Here is a 16,589-nt window from a genome sequence, read left to right as displayed (position 1 = left end):
TTATTAATACCATAAAAGACGTTATTTCACAATGAGAAGAATATGTATAAATTAAGTAAATTAATTTTTACTACACTAAAAACAAATAGATATACAAAAATTATCTCGCTATTCTTATTAATTTTTGTGGTTTTATTGGGCACAATATACCGCAGTTATTCATTAAAGAATAATTTTCTTTCTTTTTACCGTAATTCAAATGCAAACTTAAAAGATCTATTGGAAAATAGTATAATAAAAAAATATCATTATTTACTAATAGAAAAACATCATATTAAATATAACAGTTTTGATTACATAAACCAGTTGGTAAAATTGCGTGCTGAATTGTTACAATCAGTAAGCAAAGTAAGAAATTTTAGCTTAATACTGTATGATCAAAATGCCAGAGTAATTTTCAGTAATTTTAATACTCAAGGTCATGACTATGAGCAGTTGCTTACAAATGATGAAATTGATAAATTGCTAAGCAATCAAGAAATATTTTACGCTACAGGAAATACATTAACTTCTACTTTCCCTATATTTCATGAAGATGACATTAAGCCTTCATTTTTTTTGAAGATCATTCAAAGCTATAATGACTCTTATATTATGGTATATAGTCTATTTTCAATATTAATGGGCTTATTACTGGTTATCTTAATACTAATAATGCTTTATTTGCACTTTTCCAATACCCAAATGCTAGCCAAGCAGCATAAAACTAATATTGAATTACAAAGGGTTAAAGAGGCATTAGAGCAAGAAAATGCAAATAAGATAAAATTTTTTGCAAGTGTTACACATGAGTTGCGTACACCTCTTAATGCTATTATTGGATTTGCAAAGTTGATCAAAAATGAAACTTTAGGTTCGGTAGATCACTCTAAATACAAGGAATACGTAGACGATATATATAATGCTGGTACACATTTACTTGCTTTGATTAATGATGTGCTCGATTTTTCTAAAGCTGAATCAAGTAGTTTAACAGTAGAGAAAGTGAAGTTTAATCTGAATAAGATAATAGATTCGTGCTTAAAAATGTTATCACCTAAACTAAAAGAAACAGGGATTAGTTTAAAGAAAGAGATATCTGATAAACAATTATTAGTTATCGCCGATCCCAAAAGAATGAAGCAAGTTATAATAAATTTGTTATCAAATGCAATCAAGTTCACTCCTCAAGGTGGTTTAATAAGAATGATTATTAAAGAGAATATAGAAAAAAATTTATTAACTATTGAGTTTCATGATAATGGAATAGGGATAATGCAGCAGGACATATATAAAGTTATGTCCGTTTTTGGCCAAGCAGATTCGGGATATAGAAACGAAGGCACAGGTATCGGATTACCTCTAAGCAAGAAATTAGTAGAGTTAATGGGTGGGACTTTCAACATTCAAAGTGAAGCAAAACTTGGTACTACGATAACATTGAGCTTCTTTTATGAAGAGCAAACATGTGAAAAGTTGATTGATTTTTAGTAAAATATATTTGATATTGCACTTTTATATCTAGTACATTCCTAAGTCATACTGACGTGATACCTCTTGGCTAATAATAAGTAGCGGAATGTAAGTAAATTAAACTTTTTTAGCTATACTTCCTGAAAACACTTTATAATTCTTGAGCATAAAGAAAATTCCTTTAATAATGAAGCATGCTAATCAGGAACTTAATAAAACAAGCAACTCAAGTAGGAAATAGTGAAAACGTAATACAATATGTCAAATATCTCTATCAATTTGAGAAGTTTAGAAATACATTAAACCTCACTTTGTCAATAATAAAGCAAACTAGACTCTCGTTTGAAATATATCAAGAAGGATTAGTGGATATGGAAGAGGGAGTGTGTAAGACAATTCGTTCTTCTGGTTTAAATAAGTATGTTATTGTGCTAAGAAGGTCAAATCCTTACATCATAGTACATGAACTTTCACATATGGTTGAAAATGAACTGAACTTAAGCTTAGAGCAAGAATTTCTCTATAAAGTTTATCAGGATATTGAGCAGAACTTAAAGCAGTCAAATATTCTGGTACAAAAAATTATTGGTCAAATTATATTTAAGGAGATACAAGTTTACCAAACTCCAAAATCACGTGCGTCTGAGTTATTCGCACGCTATTTTGAGCTGTTTGCTTGGGCTCAGGAAGTTTATCCTAAAGATAAAGAATATCTAATTCGCACTCAAGATTTAAACAGAGTATTTCTTGCTACTAACCAATGGAAAAAGAGCTACCTGGATCTACAAATAATGGAGAGAATAGATAAAGAAGTAAAGGAATATAGCGATAAAACTGCTTTTAAAGATATAAACAAAGTACAAAGCAGTTGGACTAATAAATTTTCTCCTGGAAGCAAAAAAATTGGTTCTATATTTGAAGATGATAATTAGCTCAGCAGAACAAAGTTCACTTCTTCAACATTTCAAGTTATAGTTCTCGCAATTTAAAGAGTTCAAATATATATGAAAACCATTTTAGCGATTGAAACAAGTTGCGATGAAACTGCAGTTGCGATTGTAAATAGTGATAAGCAAGTGCTTGCTAACGAAATTCTTTCTCAGGTAGAGCACAAAAAGTGCGGTGGAGTGATTCCTGAAATAGCATCACGTGCTCATATGAAGCATTTAAGTGGTTTAATAAAAAGTGCTATGGAAAAATCTAACCTTAACTTTTGTGATCTAGATGCAATTGCAGCAACATCAGGACCAGGACTCATAGGTGGATTAATAATTGGTACAATGATGGCTAAAGCAATTGCACACGTAACACAAAAACCGTTTATTGCAGTTAATCACTTAGAAGCACATGCGTTAGTTGTTAGGCTACTATATGAGGTTGAATTTCCGTTTTTAGTCCTGCTGATATCAGGTGGTCACTGCCAATTTTTAATTGTACAGGATGTAGGTAAATACATCAAACTTGGAGAAACGCTTGATGACTCATTAGGAGAAGCATTTGACAAAGTCGCTAAAACGCTGGGTCTAAGCTATCCGGGAGGTCCATTAATTGAAGAGTTAGCTAAAAAAGGTGATGGTATGAGATTTAAGCTGCCAAGAGCAATGATAAAACGTTCTGGATGTGACCTTTCATTTTCTGGAATTAAAACAGCGGTAAAAAACTTAGCACGAGAATTTGTAATGAGTGAACAGGATGTGTGTGATATGTGTGCTTCGTTTCAAGAGTGTATTAGCGACATATTACTCGATAGAGTCAGAAATGCTATTGGTATCGCTGTATCTTTAAATATTAAAATCAATGATTTTGTAATTACTGGTGGAGTTGCAGCAAATAATTTCCTGAAAGAGAGATTAAAAAAGCACATAGACTTGAACGTGCTTTCTCCTCCAAGCAATTTATGTACAGACAATGCAGTGATGGTTGGATGGACAGGAATTGAAAGGTTACAGAGAAGCTATGTAGACTCTCTTGACTTTGCACCAAGGCCAAAGTGGGAATTAGAAAAATATTACTAGCACAAAAAATTATCTACTATATAATGCGGCCGCTGGTGAATTTTTGTAGGCTTTAAAATTACAGTGGTATCTACTAAAGCCTTACCGGCATTATTATTTATGAGGTACAGTATGTTCAAAAATAAATTTGACACAGTTATTAGTGTTTTCAAAGCTAAATCTAGTACAAGCGCAAAGACACTCAGTTCAGGTTTATTTGTTGCGGGAAACGTTGTTATGGCCAGAGCAATTAGTGAGATAGACCTCTCTTCATTACAAGGCAATTCAGAAGATAAAGTCAATAAGCAAGACCTAATAATCATATATGATTATATTAATAAAGTAACTCAAGAAGAAAACTATAATATATGTACTAATAATCTTGATTGTATAAAAAGCAGGATTTTAGCAGAAAATATAAGTGATTCATTAGCTGAAAAATTTCGTCAAGATGGATGGAATATAATAAGTAATGATGGTTCTTCGCTATTAACAGTGGCTATTGAAAGAATTAGGAAAGAACAAAAGAAAAATAGGAATTATGATATTCATGTTGAAATAGCTGTATCTCTAATTCTTAGTATGGGCAGAGAATTGATTATAAAATTGGAGAATTTTGCAGATAGTAATGATAAAACACTTCTACATTATTTAGCTGAGTCGGGTAAAGAAGATATTTTATGTTTTGTGATAGAAAATTCTAATTTTGACATTAAAGAAGCAGTAAGGAATAAAGATAGAGATGGTAAAACACCACTACACTATGCGGCTAAATCTGGCAATAAAGAATGCTTGAAAATTCTCATAGAAAATGAAGCAGATTTTAGTTGCACTACCAATAATAAAACCGAGTTACACTATGCTGCCAGAAGCGGAAGTCCTAACCTCCTAGAATATTTAAAAGAAATATTGACAGCAAAAGGAATTTTTGATAGGGAGAAAATTAAAACAGATAAATATGGAAATAACGCATTACACTATGCTGTGCAATCTGGAAATGCTGAGTGCATAAAATTCTTCATTGATAATCAAGTACAATTTTTAAAAAATAAATATAATGAGAATCCTTTTCATAAGATTGTAGGTAACTCAGAAACTCAAGAAAATGCCATAAATTTTCTTATAGAGCATCTAAAATTTTTAGGTAGACGAAAAAGTGAAATTAATCAAGAAAATGTAGATGGTAACACCCCATTGCATATAGCTGCAAAACATGGAAATAACCAGCTAATGAAATTGTTTACTCAATCAGGTGCAAAAATTGTTCAGAATAAACAAGGTAACACCCCCTTACATATTGCTATTATACATGGTAATTCATATTGTATAGACCTATTTTATGAAAATATAGGAAATAGCATACTTCAATCCAAAGGTGATTATGGAAGAGATCTTGTACATTTAGCTGCAATGTACGGGAAGTATGATTGTCTAACATCTTTACTCAAGAAATTTCCTGATTACGATTTAAGCACAGAAACACACAAAGGAAATATGGCCCTACACTTAGCTCTATCGAGTAATACAGAAACAGAACTAAGAAAAAAATGTGTGAGTCTATTAATAGACAGAAGCATGCAAGTAAATAAGAGTAATAATGAAGGAAACACCCCTTTACATTTTGCTGCCCAACTTGATTTATCGTTTTTAAGCATGATAGAAAAAAAGTTGGAAGAGAAGAAATTTGACGTTTATCAAGAGGTTTTGCGTGAGAATAGCAACGGTGACACCGTCTTTCATATGGCAGCACGTGTTGGTAATAAATCATGCCTTGAGCACCTTTTTAAAAAAGAGAGAGTGGGAGAAATATTAAGTAAGAAAAATAAGGATGGACAAACTTTACTACACTTATCTATCCTCAGTGGAAGAGTAGAATGCGTTAAGTATTTGGTAAAAAAAAGCCCAAAGGGTATTTTTTTAGAACAAAATACACAAAAAAAGTTGTTATTTGCAGCTATTTTGAGCGGCAATAAGGAATGTCTTGAATTTGTGTCAAAAGAACTTGTAGGTAAAAAGGTGGCTGCTAGCATCAAAGTGTTATATGATGAAAATGACAATACACCGTTACACATGGCTGCTCTTGCCAACGACATAGAATTCTCTCAGTATGTTATTGAAAGTATTGCTAAGTCAACTATTAGGAACACAGTACCACTTTTTAACACAAACAGTCAAGGGCTTATACCTCTACATTTAGCTGCCATGAGCCTTAATGCTGAGTTAATAGAATATTTTATGAAAGATAATCATTACCCCTATAATAAGAAAATGTTAAATGTTGTATCTAAATCTGGAAGAACAGCATTACACTATCTTGTAATGAGTGATAATGATTTTGAAAAAACTATAAATGAGGATTTTAAGCAAGGTCAATTTTTGAAAAGTTAGTTTTAGAAAAGCGTAAACAAAATGAGCACTTAAGGGAAAAAGCTATTAAAGCCTTATTCTACCTAACAATCAGCACCGGAGAGAAAACTTTAAATGAAAAGATAAATTTTGATATAAAGGATAATGCAAAAAAAACAGCTTTAGATTATGCTTTTAAACATGGTGACACAAATATCTTGAGGTTATTTTTAGATTTCTTTTATGAAATAAGGGAAAACAAAAAAAGGAAATATGATAAACTTAACATGGAAGATCAAGAAAGAAGCAAAAAGCTTCTAGACTACTATAATCTGGCCATGTCAATATCAAGTGTGATTATTTCTGTTTGCATTAAGTATAATAATGCAGAATCTGAAAAGGAAGAAATTCCTACCTGGATTTCCATTGCATTTTCTTCGATATCATTTTTACTTATCTTATACAACTTAGTGATTGGCCTTCAAAAAGAACCTGTTAAACGTAAGATAGAAAACTATACTGAAAAAATGAACAGAATTGAAGAGGCTACAGGAAAGTTAGCTAAGACAAAAGTAGGGGATCATGATTTGGAGGAATACAACTCAATATTGGAACTATTAATAAAGAATGCAGAAGATATTTCACGATTGGAAAATGAACTTTACAAGTTTACGCATGAAACTAGATTAGAGAGTAAAGACAAACTCAATATTTCTCCTCAGAAAATGAGTAGGGGTGGTAGTGCACTACTATGTTCGAATAAGTCTTTAGAAGGTAGAAAAAGTTCACCTGTTTTGAATGATTTAACAGCAAAACTTAGTCTGTGTTCAAGACGCAACAGTAGAGTACAAAATACAATGGACAAGTTAGATAATCCATCATGTGTAATTACTATAAATGAGAATTCAGAAATTAAACCAAAAGCTCCGAAAAACAAATTCAAGAATGTTGCAACTAAGCTAAAAATAGGCAATATCTTTAGTAAGAAAAAAGAAGATCTTATCGCTTCATCAAGCTTATCAGAAGGTGCTAATCACGAGAATATTACAAAAATGAATGAAGAAAACTGTGGGTTGATAAAACGATTTGGTGATACCAATGGGTATTCAATATTTTCGACTCCTTTTAATCCAAGCAGTTCAACCTCAAGAGAAGAGTGTGGTAACAATCATAGTGCAGCGCGTCATGTGAGTTATGGTAGTGCAAATAATCCTGTGAGTGATAAGGAAGTTAGTAAATCTCCATCTCTAATACTTTCTAACTTTGAGGAGGGGATTACTGTTGACTGTTTTAAATTCGAAAGATATAGACCAAGGGTATATTCAAGTCCATCTTGTGTGAGAAAAAGAGCAATTACAGCTAGATCATTGGAATATGTAATACTTCCTGATCATATAGAAAGAGGAAAATAGATGCAGATTGTAGTCACTGACTCTGATAGCATCAACTTTCAGAGGAGTGATAGTAAGAACTGTCATTGAGTAGTAGATAAGAAAAACGTAGAACAATTGGCAAGGCTATCGTATAAGGTTATAGTAGAGAAGAAATTAGATAGCCTTGCTAAATTTCCATGAAAAAGTTTATATTCGCATATCATTAATATTTTATTACATTAATGATATGGTAAGGCAATAACTGTTAATACTTTTGAAATAAAAACTATATATGGTACATATAATTAAATAAAAGGAAGATTGTGGAAATCACTCCGTCAATAAAAAAGGAATTAAAGCAAAGTATACTATATACTTGTCTAGAGAAGTGCAAGAGTGCGTTTTGGTTCATTTTCTGGTTTAGCTCAGGGATTAATGCGTTAATGTTATTTTTGCCACTTTATACCTCTCAGGTACTTGATCGAGTGATATCGAGCGAGAGTGTGTCAACACTAGTTATGCTGACGATTATTACTTTATCTGCGTTTGCATGTTCTGCAATGCTTGAAACTTGTCGATATTTAGCTATGGCTAAAATTGGTGATTGGATTGATAAAACTGCAACACCAGATCTAATAGTAAGGTCAATCAGGTTAACATCAGTACAAAGCTCAACTTCAAGTGGTGAAGCAATACGAGATCTTGGAGTAATAAAAAATTTCATTACAGGAAATGGTATATTTTCACTGTTCGATACTCCATGGTCGCTAATTTACCTTGTTGTGATCTTTATGATACATACCTCTACAGGGTTTATAGCTATTGCCGGGATCATTATATTAGTTTCAATGGCAGTATGGAATGAACTTGCCACTAAGCGTATATTGCGAGAAACCAATGAAGAAACTATACGCAATATTAATGCTATAGATGTTGCAACAAGAAACGCAGAGGTGGTTGAAGCTATGGGCATGTCAGAATTTATAGTTTCTGATTGGTGTAAACGGAATGATCAAAATCGTGCAATGCAAGTTACAGCGCAGAATCGTTCTAATGTAATTACTGGTATTACTAAATTTTTACGTTCAACTCTCCAAATTTCAGTAATTGGAACAGGTGCATTACTTGCAATCACAGCTCACAAAACTGCCGGTAGCATTATTGCTGCCTCGATTTTGATGGGTAGAGTATTGGCTCCATTTGATGCAGCAGTTCATACTTGGAAATTTTTAAATCAAGCCAAAATGTCATATGGCAGGCTGCAAAGACTTATCCTAACATCACCAAAAAGAGAGCAAACTATGGCTCTACCAGAGCCTGAAGGGAAGTTGGAATTTGATAGAGTATTCTTTACTCCTTATGGGAGTAATAAGCCAACAGTAAAAGGAATATCATTTTTAATAGAACCAGGGGATGTTGTTGGTGTTATTGGTGCAAGTGCTTCTGGTAAGTCGACCATTGCAAAACTAACCGTTGGTGTTTGGAAACCCATATCAGGTGTAGTCAGACTAGATGGCGCTGATGTATATACTTGGAATCGAGAGAACTTTGGTAATTATGTTGGTTACTTACCTCAAGATATTGAGTTATTTAACACGAGCGTTAAAGCTAATATTGCCCGCATGAGACCAGATCCAAATCCTGAAGAAATAATCAAAGCAGCAAAAATTGCAGGAATACATGAATTAATACTGAGCTTACCAAATGGGTATGATACAACAATAGGAGGACCTGGAGGAGGAGTACTCTCTGGTGGCCAAAAACAGCTTCTTGGACTTGCAAGGGCTTTCTATGGTAATACTAAGCTTTTAGTTCTTGATGAACCGAATGCTAACTTAGACAGTAATGGAGAGGCGCGCTTGATTAATGCAATCAATGTTGCAAGAGAGCAAAATACTACCACTGTTATCATCACTCATAAGCTACAGCTACTATCTGTAGTCAATACAGTGATCGTTATGTCAGATGGGGTTATTTATGCTATGGGACCAAAAGATGAGATTTTGAGTAGATTAGTTGCTCCATCACCAGATGCCACAGAAGATAAACGTTCTTCAGCAAGTGGTTAAGAAAGAGAGAAGTTGTCACACCTCTCTTTCTCTTATAGAGTACTATATGCACAGTTTATAAAATCTTAAGCAATTGTTATTCGAAAAATCCAATAATGATTAGCCACGGAACCTATTTGCTAATTCTCTCACATTAACCTTAGACATTTCTGATGTAGGCTCTTGTGTATATGAGACATCAGATTTAACGCCTTTTTTGTCATGACCTTTAGTAATAGAACATACTACAGTATCAGCCTTTACATGCTTAACACTTGGATCTGATTGAAACCCATGCTTTCTTTCCATTTGTGCTTCAAGCTTACTGCTATCATGTGTAACCCTACACCTTTCTAGATTACGGTCACGTTTGTCAGGAGCTACATATCCATCTATATCACTACATAAGAACGGGCGCACTTTGAACCTGTCTGAACTAACACCATTTTCAACACTTGCAGAATTATGAGCTTTTCTATTATTGCGCATTTTATCTACAGCTTCCTTTATTTTTTCTTTTGATGGTTTTGGCAGCAGTGCTGGCTTATATGCACATGCTGGTAGTTCTGGAAATGAGTCCTCCTGAAACAGCAAATGACTTTGGTTTCTCTTACTATCTGATTCTTCAATATTCTTTATTGGTATCTTGAAAGAGTTTTCATTTTTCTTTCTTAGATCCAACTCATTTAATCCGCTTCCAACATTATTTTTTCTTGTTGTAGTGTGAATAACACCTGGAAGTTTCACTTCATACTTAAATTTTTTACCAATGGTATCTATTGACTCATTAGATGAGGAATCTATTTGAAACCTATCGTTTGAAAATTTTGATTTTGTAGCATCAAAAGATATACTACGTTTTTCTATCTTTTTATAAGTCATATTTTACCTCTAAACCTATTAACTAATAAAAGTATAAACTAAGAGGTATTAATTTTATTATAATAATAAAGGCTCAAGAAGCATCACCGTAGGGTTTTCTATATAGTACTTAAAGGCATTTAAAAATTTTGCTCCGAGTGCTCCATCAACTGCTCTGTGGTCAACAGAGAGAGTAACTGTCATTACCTCTGCTATCTCTATTTTTTCACTTATGACAACTGGTTGTTTTTTAGATGCGCCGACAGCCATAATGCAAGACTGTGGTGGATTGATTATAGCACTGAAAGTTTTTATACCAAACATGCCTAAATTAGAAATGGTAAACCCTCCTCCTTGAAATTCTTCAGGCCTTAATTTTCCAGATCTTGCTCTATTTACTAAATCTTTCACTTCTTTTGATATAGATAAAACACTTTTTTCATCAGCATTTTTTACTATAGGAGTAATCAGTCCATCCTCAAGCGCTACAGCAATTGAGATATCTATATTTGAGTATCTTACTATTTTAGTATCTATCCACGATGAGTTTATATCAGGAAATTTTTTCATGCTGAAAGCCACAGCTTTTATAATTAAGTCATTAATTGTTACTTTATTGTTCTCATTTGCTGAATTAACCTCATTTTTGAGCGATATTAGCTTATCAACGTGGCAGTCTACAGTTAAATAAAAGTGTGGAATATTTTGCTTAGATTCAACTAGGCGCTGCGCTATCACTTGGCGCATATTACTTACTTCAACTGTTGTATTTTCCTCAAATCTCTCATAGCTTTTAGTTTGATCTAAAAATTCTAATACATCAGCTTTGATGATACGACCATATGGACCTGTACCTTTTAATCGCTTTATATCAACACCTTCATTTTGAGCTATTTTTTTAGCTAAGGGGCTTACTTTTATTCTATTTTCTGTTGCTCTATCCTCTTTTTTAGATCCCAGTGTCACGCACTGGGATGACATTAAAGAGCTAGATGAAATCGAAGGGTTGGATGATACTGAAAAATCGGCTTCAACCTCCTTCTCAACCTTGGTATTGATGGCAGAAGCTAAATCAAGTGCGCTTTTATCTTCCCCTTCCTCTAACATTAGAGCTATCAGTTGATTTACAGGCACGCCACTTGTTCCTTCCGACACTAAAATTTTTGCCAAAACTCCTTCATCGACAGATTCAAACTCCATTATGGCTTTATCAGTCTCAATTTCAGCGATTACATCACCTATTTCAACTTTATCTTGTTCTTTTTTACACCACTTTACAATTTTTCCTCCAGTTTTACTCATTGTTGGGGAAAGAGCAGGCATCAATATTTCTATAGGCATTTATTCTGTATTAAAAGATCTATTTAACTTTTAATTTACTCTTTACCCTATGTCAATCTAATCGTAAATTATGATACTTATATCATCCTAGTACGTGATGCTGGAATCTTGGTTGACTACTGTTATCCTACTATTTCTATTGCTTAGTCCTAGACAGAGTACAAATAGTAAGATCATCATGAAAATAGACGAATCTGTTATAATGGAAATAGAAAAATGTAGTGCTTACTATCCTCTCACAAACATATAGCTTGGGTACAGAAAAAATTTATATGAGGAGCTGGTTAAATTGATAAAAGATCAGAATTAATAGTAGTTTCCGAATCTTCTGTAGCAGGCTCTTCATGTGAAGCAGAGGACAGACTAACTTCTTTATCCTCTGTTCTCTGTATAGAACTACCACAAAAACTCCTTAACATCTCTTCAGCAGATGAATTTAAAATCTGTATAATAGACTTTTCACTTTGTTCTTTCAGCGATTGATCCATTCTAGAAATCAACTCGGAAAATTCACTACCTTCTTTTCTAGCTTCACTTTCTATCTTATTTTTTATGCTTTCTATATTACTTTGGTTAATTTCTTCTTTCGTTATGTTAAATGAATTAGCAATACCTTGATACTTAATCTCACAATCGCCACAGCCAACTATGCAAAGAGCAATAGAATCGGATATTTCACCTGCAGCCGAATTATGGATAGTGTAAGCTAAGCAATTGTCATGATATTTAATGCCAAGCTGTTGCTCTATCAATTCAGAAATTTCATTTTTTAAAGACATAAAGTACCTCCTTCTTACATTACTGTACCTTCTGATTAAAGTACAACAGCTGCTCCTAAATAGCAATCCATATATGGTTTACTTTAATAAATTATTAAAGTAAGAAGCTTTTACATCCTAAAACATAACTGAGATAAGCCAATGTAAAAAAATTTTTAAACGAGAATTATTGTATATATATTACTTATTTGGTAAAATTATTTTGGCAAAATAGCATATAAAAGTTGAGGCTAATTATGAATATTAAAGAAGGAAAGGATTTACAACAGGAGTTATTAGGAATTGTTTTCAATATACTCATAGAAAGTGAAGATAGCGCCATAGAAGCTATGGAAACAAGAGCAGTAGAGATAATTAAAAAACTAAAGGAACACATTAATGATTATATAGAGTATGGTGGTCAAAAAAAGCCAATTTTAGATTGGGTTATTGTTTGTGATTCTCAGAATAATGTCAGACTAAATAACAAGTCGCTATTAAAATTTGAGAAGGCAATTAAGGATATTGTAGGAAGAGCACCGCTAAATGAAATAAAAAGTACAATAAGGTTATTAGTAGAACAAGCACAGCTAAATCATGTTAGAATTAGAGGTGAGAGAGAAGTACCACTAAACCTCTTTGAGGAAAACATAATAATGAGAGAGCGAAGAAGGGCAAGAGAACAACAAATGCGGCCAAATTTTATTAGAGAAAGAGAAGCGTCATTGAATCTCTTTGGAAACAGGGATGAAAATGTAATAATGAGAGGACAAATGAGGTCACGCTATATTAGGCGTATTAGACGTGAAAGAGAAGTACCACTTAGTTCAAAAATAGGAGAATTAATTGGTGTAGTTTCATCCATAATTGTAGGTGCTTTCATTGGTATAATGGTTGGTATGGTCATTGCTGGTTTATGTATTGAGCTTTGTGTAATCACCACTGCAGAACCGATTCTTCTCATCATGGGTGCTACTGCTGTTATAGGAGCTATTGTAGCAGGAACTGCTCCTGTATTAAAGCTAATAGAGATGTTTAAAGGTCAAGAACCTAATCTTTCTCCTAGTAGCGGTCTGGAAAGCTCTAATACTGAACATACTTATTTAAATAGGCAAAGAGTTATTTAGAAAAAAATTGGAAGAATGTTCAAAAAAGTCCATTTATAAAATACATCGGCTTAACTATGATCTTATAACTTAAGCTAATTAATTAAAAATTTTTGTTTTAGCGGTTAAATAAAGCCAGATCTGATTAGAGAGAGGATCTCCTTACCTCTTCCTTACCTTCATTTTCATTTCTAACAATTTTTTTTCCACTTAATATGTCTCTTATTTCATCTCCTGTTAAAGTTTCAAACTCCAGTAGATTTTCAGCAATGAGCTCCAAGTCTTTCCTACGCTTGGTTAAAATGTCTTTTGCTTTTTCATAGCAAGAAAATACAACTTTCTTTATTTCCTCATCTATAAGTCTTAACGTATCTTCAGAAATTGTCTCAGAATCATGTGTGATTTGTTCACGATTGTGATATATTGGCCCTATTTTGTCACTCATTCCCCATTTTGTCACCATAGCACGTGATAAATCTGATGCTAGTTTTATATCTGAAGATGCGCCGCTTGTGACTTTATCATAGCCAAAAATTAGCTCTTCTGCCACACGTCCACCCATTGCAACAGTTATATCTGCTAGCATCTTTTCTCTTGTGAGGGACACTCTATCTGTTTCTGGTAGTCTCATAACTAAACCGAGTGCTCTACCACGTGGAATAATTGTTGCTTTGTGTATAGGATCAGAAGCAGGCATATTAACTGCAACTACTGCATGACCAGCTTCATGGTAAGCAGTAAGCTTTTTTTCTTCTTCTGTAATGACTAAGGACCTTCTTTCCATGCCCATCATCACTTTATCACGTGCATACTCAAAATCATCCATGGTAACAATTTTCTTATTTCTTCTTGCAGCAATAAGCGCAGACTCATTCACTAAATTTGCTAGATCAGCCCCTGAAAAACCTGGCGTTCCCCTCGCAACTGTTTTTACGTTTACATCTGGTGCTATCGATATTTTCTTTATATGCGTATTTAATATTCTCTCACGCCCATTTATATCAGGTAAAGAAATAGTAATCTGTCGGTCAAAACGACCAGGTCTAAGTAGTGCTGGATCTAGGACGTCTGGACGGTTAGTTGCAGCAACTATTATCACACCTTCATTAGACTCGAAACCATCCATCTCAACCAGTAACTGGTTTAATGTTTGTTCCCTTTCGTCGTTACCGCCACCAAGACCAATGCCGCGATGCCTACCTACTGCATCTATTTCGTCTATGAAAATTATACAAGGAGCATTTTTCTTGCCTTGATCAAACATATCCCGGACACGGCTTGCACCAACACCGACAAACATTTCAACGAAATCAGATCCAGAAATACTAAAAAACGGTACATTAGCTTCACCTGCAATTGCACGAGCAAGTAGAGTTTTACCAGTTCCAGGGGAACCAATTAAAAGACATCCTTTTGGTATCTTCCCACCTAACACTTGAAATTTTTGCCTTTGTTTAAGAAAATCAACAATTTCAACCAACTCTTCTTTTGCTTCATCAATCCCAGCAACATCATCAAATGTCACTTTTTTTCCAGTAGTCATAAGCCTAGCTTTTGATTTGCCAAAGCTTATAGTTCTATTACCTCCTGCTTGCGTTTGTTTAAAAAGGAAAAGTAATAAACCGATAAAGATAAGCGTCGGAACCCATTGAATAAGTAATCCACCAATTATACCTATTGCAGAGTCTCCAATTGAAAAGGAGAACTTCACTTTCCTATCATGCAAACTTTTTATTAAGTCACTATATATAACACCACTTGAGTTAAAGGCTGACCCATCCCTAAACTTCCCTTCGATGCTTTGGTTTCTTATTGTAATATTTTCTATATCATTATCTTCTAGTCTAGTTAAAAATTCTGAAAAAGGTATGGTTGTTTTACTCTTACCTATACTTCCGCTAAATTGAATATAAGCAACTGAAATAAGAACAATAATCACTAACCAGATCAATAAGCCTTCTAAAAATTTTTTCATTTACATTTCTAATTAAATACTAATCAAGCTTACCAAATTTTGTTTTATCGTGCTATTAATAATGAATCGAACCTTATCATCATCGGTATTTTTTCCGTTATAATTTACATCAGGATAAGCAAGCATCTTTCCATCTTTTTGTACTGTAGGCAAAGAATAGTAAACTTCAGAGCAATAATCATAATTTTTTAGAAATTCAGGGATTTTTTGTGTTTTCTTTAGTGGAGCAATAGTTACTGAACACTCCTGATCTCCAAATATTGTGCAGCTAAACCTGTTATCCCATTCAATAGAACCATTTAATGGTAAGTGTACAGTAATTTCTTGTATCTTTGACGATTCTCTAATTATTAAGATATTTTCTCCATATTTTCTTATTTTGCACCCAGAAAGTGTACAGTTAACATTACTACCCTTTTGCAATATTTTATTAAATATTACGATAAGGCTGTTGTACCTTGGTTTATAATGTTTGCTGGCAATTGCCATTATAGAGTAAAGAAGAAGCCTCAAGGCTATTTCCTCTGGCAATTGATAAAATTCACTTAGTTTAATTTCAATATAACCAAAATCATGAACATTAACACAATCATCAAATGCAAGGCGTGTGTAGTGCATCAACGCTTTTGCAGCTCTTTTCATATGAAGTGCTGTAAGGCATATTCGCTCTGTTAGAACATCTTGATTATCACTTGCTTTAAGTAAGTTACGGTATAAAGTTCGTCTGTATTTTAAGTCATAATTGCTTCTATCTTCGATCCATCTTAACTGATGAAGCTTAGCATACCTTTCTATTTCACTACGACTAAAATTTAACAACGGCCTAAATATATAAATACCATTTAAGAAAGATTTGTAATCCATTGATGATAATCCATCTACTCCACTACCTCGCTCCAATCTTAATAAGAACGTTTCTGCTTGATCATCTTTGTGATGAGCAACGAGCAAACATTTAACATTATTGTTTTTACACCACTCTGCTAGTAACTTATATCGTGCTTTTCGTGCCTGTAACTGAATATTACCTTTAATATTTTGCTTCTCCCAATTTAATATGAACGATTCCTTTGCTCCAAGTTCTTTTGCATAACTTATAATAAAATCAGCTTCTTTTTGAGACTCTGAACGTAACCCATGATTTACTGTTAATGCTATAGGAAGTGAAAGCTTGTTTTTTTTTGCCCAGTTAGTCATTAAATGCAGTAAGACTATACTATCTACACCACCTGATACTGCAACTGCGATTTGGTTATGGAAAGCAAAACTATTAGCTATATTTTGAAATAATAACTCTAATTTCATTATGTTTCTTGATGGCCAGATAGTCTCTAC

General features: G+C 33.4%; 12 protein-coding genes. 7 read left to right on the top strand and 5 right to left on the bottom strand.

Annotation, left to right across the window (positions count from 1 at the left end; all coding sequences use genetic code 11):
- Positions 1-42 precede the first annotated feature (42 nt).
- The 6 genes from AAGE00_RS00280 (at position 43) to AAGE00_RS00255 (ending at position 9,234) form a co-directional block, all read left to right on the top strand.
- The gene (locus AAGE00_RS00280) at positions 43-1,470 is read left to right on the top strand and encodes a sensor histidine kinase (RefSeq protein ID WP_010403276.1); all 1,428 of its coding nucleotides are present in this window, start codon (positions 43-45) and stop codon (positions 1,468-1,470) included.
- Between the two features lie 176 nt (positions 1,471-1,646).
- A complete protein-coding gene (locus AAGE00_RS00275; RefSeq protein WP_012481913.1) occupies positions 1,647-2,384 on the top strand; it encodes a hypothetical protein in 738 nt (245 codons plus the stop codon).
- A 72-nt stretch (positions 2,385-2,456) separates the two neighbouring features.
- On the top strand, positions 2,457-3,467 hold the full coding sequence (gene tsaD, locus AAGE00_RS00270; protein WP_213863822.1) for a tRNA (adenosine(37)-N6)-threonylcarbamoyltransferase complex transferase subunit TsaD: 1,011 nt from the start codon (positions 2,457-2,459) through the stop codon (positions 3,465-3,467).
- Positions 3,468-3,578: 111 nt separating this feature from the next.
- The gene (locus tag AAGE00_RS00265) at positions 3,579-5,834 is read left to right on the top strand and encodes an ankyrin repeat domain-containing protein (protein WP_341815263.1); all 2,256 of its coding nucleotides are present in this window, start codon (positions 3,579-3,581) and stop codon (positions 5,832-5,834) included.
- Between the two features lie 245 nt (positions 5,835-6,079).
- Entirely contained in the window at positions 6,080-7,204 is a 1,125-nt protein-coding gene (locus tag AAGE00_RS00260) for a hypothetical protein (RefSeq protein ID WP_341815262.1), read from the top strand.
- 284 nt (positions 7,205-7,488) lie between these two features.
- Positions 7,489-9,234, top strand: coding sequence for a type I secretion system permease/ATPase (locus AAGE00_RS00255; RefSeq protein WP_341815261.1), 1,746 nt, complete (start codon positions 7,489-7,491; stop codon positions 9,232-9,234).
- A gap of 99 nt (positions 9,235-9,333) precedes the next feature.
- Here AAGE00_RS00255 and AAGE00_RS00250 read toward each other — a convergent pair whose 3' ends face one another.
- The 3 genes from AAGE00_RS00250 to AAGE00_RS00240 all read right to left on the bottom strand — a co-directional run bounded on the left by AAGE00_RS00250 (position 9,334) and on the right by AAGE00_RS00240 (position 12,194).
- Complete coding sequence (locus tag AAGE00_RS00250) at positions 9,334-10,095, bottom strand: hypothetical protein (RefSeq protein WP_213863824.1); 762 nt, start codon at positions 10,093-10,095, stop codon at positions 9,334-9,336.
- A gap of 57 nt (positions 10,096-10,152) precedes the next feature.
- On the bottom strand, positions 10,153-11,415 hold the full coding sequence (locus AAGE00_RS00245) for a pyruvate dehydrogenase complex dihydrolipoamide acetyltransferase (protein WP_007302203.1): 1,263 nt from the start codon (positions 11,413-11,415) through the stop codon (positions 10,153-10,155).
- Between the two features lie 284 nt (positions 11,416-11,699).
- Positions 11,700-12,194: a hypothetical protein gene (locus AAGE00_RS00240; RefSeq protein WP_149168710.1), complete on the bottom strand. Its 495-nt coding sequence runs from the start codon at positions 12,192-12,194 to the stop codon at positions 11,700-11,702.
- A gap of 236 nt (positions 12,195-12,430) precedes the next feature.
- Between AAGE00_RS00240 and AAGE00_RS00235 the strand changes: the two genes are divergently transcribed.
- The gene (locus tag AAGE00_RS00235; RefSeq protein WP_341815260.1) at positions 12,431-13,300 is read left to right on the top strand and encodes a hypothetical protein; all 870 of its coding nucleotides are present in this window, start codon (positions 12,431-12,433) and stop codon (positions 13,298-13,300) included.
- A gap of 124 nt (positions 13,301-13,424) precedes the next feature.
- On the opposite strand, the gene ftsH is transcribed toward AAGE00_RS00235, so the two are convergent.
- A complete protein-coding gene (gene ftsH, locus AAGE00_RS00230) occupies positions 13,425-15,254 on the bottom strand; it encodes an ATP-dependent zinc metalloprotease FtsH (protein ID WP_007302206.1) in 1,830 nt (609 codons plus the stop codon).
- Between the two features lie 12 nt (positions 15,255-15,266).
- Positions 15,267-16,559 carry a tRNA lysidine(34) synthetase TilS gene (gene tilS, locus AAGE00_RS00225; RefSeq protein ID WP_007302207.1) on the bottom strand — a complete coding sequence of 431 codons (1,293 nt, stop codon included), beginning with the start codon at positions 16,557-16,559 and terminating at the stop codon, positions 15,267-15,269.
- Between the last annotated feature and the right edge of the window lie 30 nt (positions 16,560-16,589).

The organism is Wolbachia endosymbiont (group B) of Aricia artaxerxes (assembly GCF_964026975.1).
GTDB lineage: Bacteria > Pseudomonadota > Alphaproteobacteria > Rickettsiales > Anaplasmataceae > Wolbachia.
Note: the sequence above shows the minus strand (reverse complement) of the source record. Positions and strands in the feature narration are given on the sequence as shown.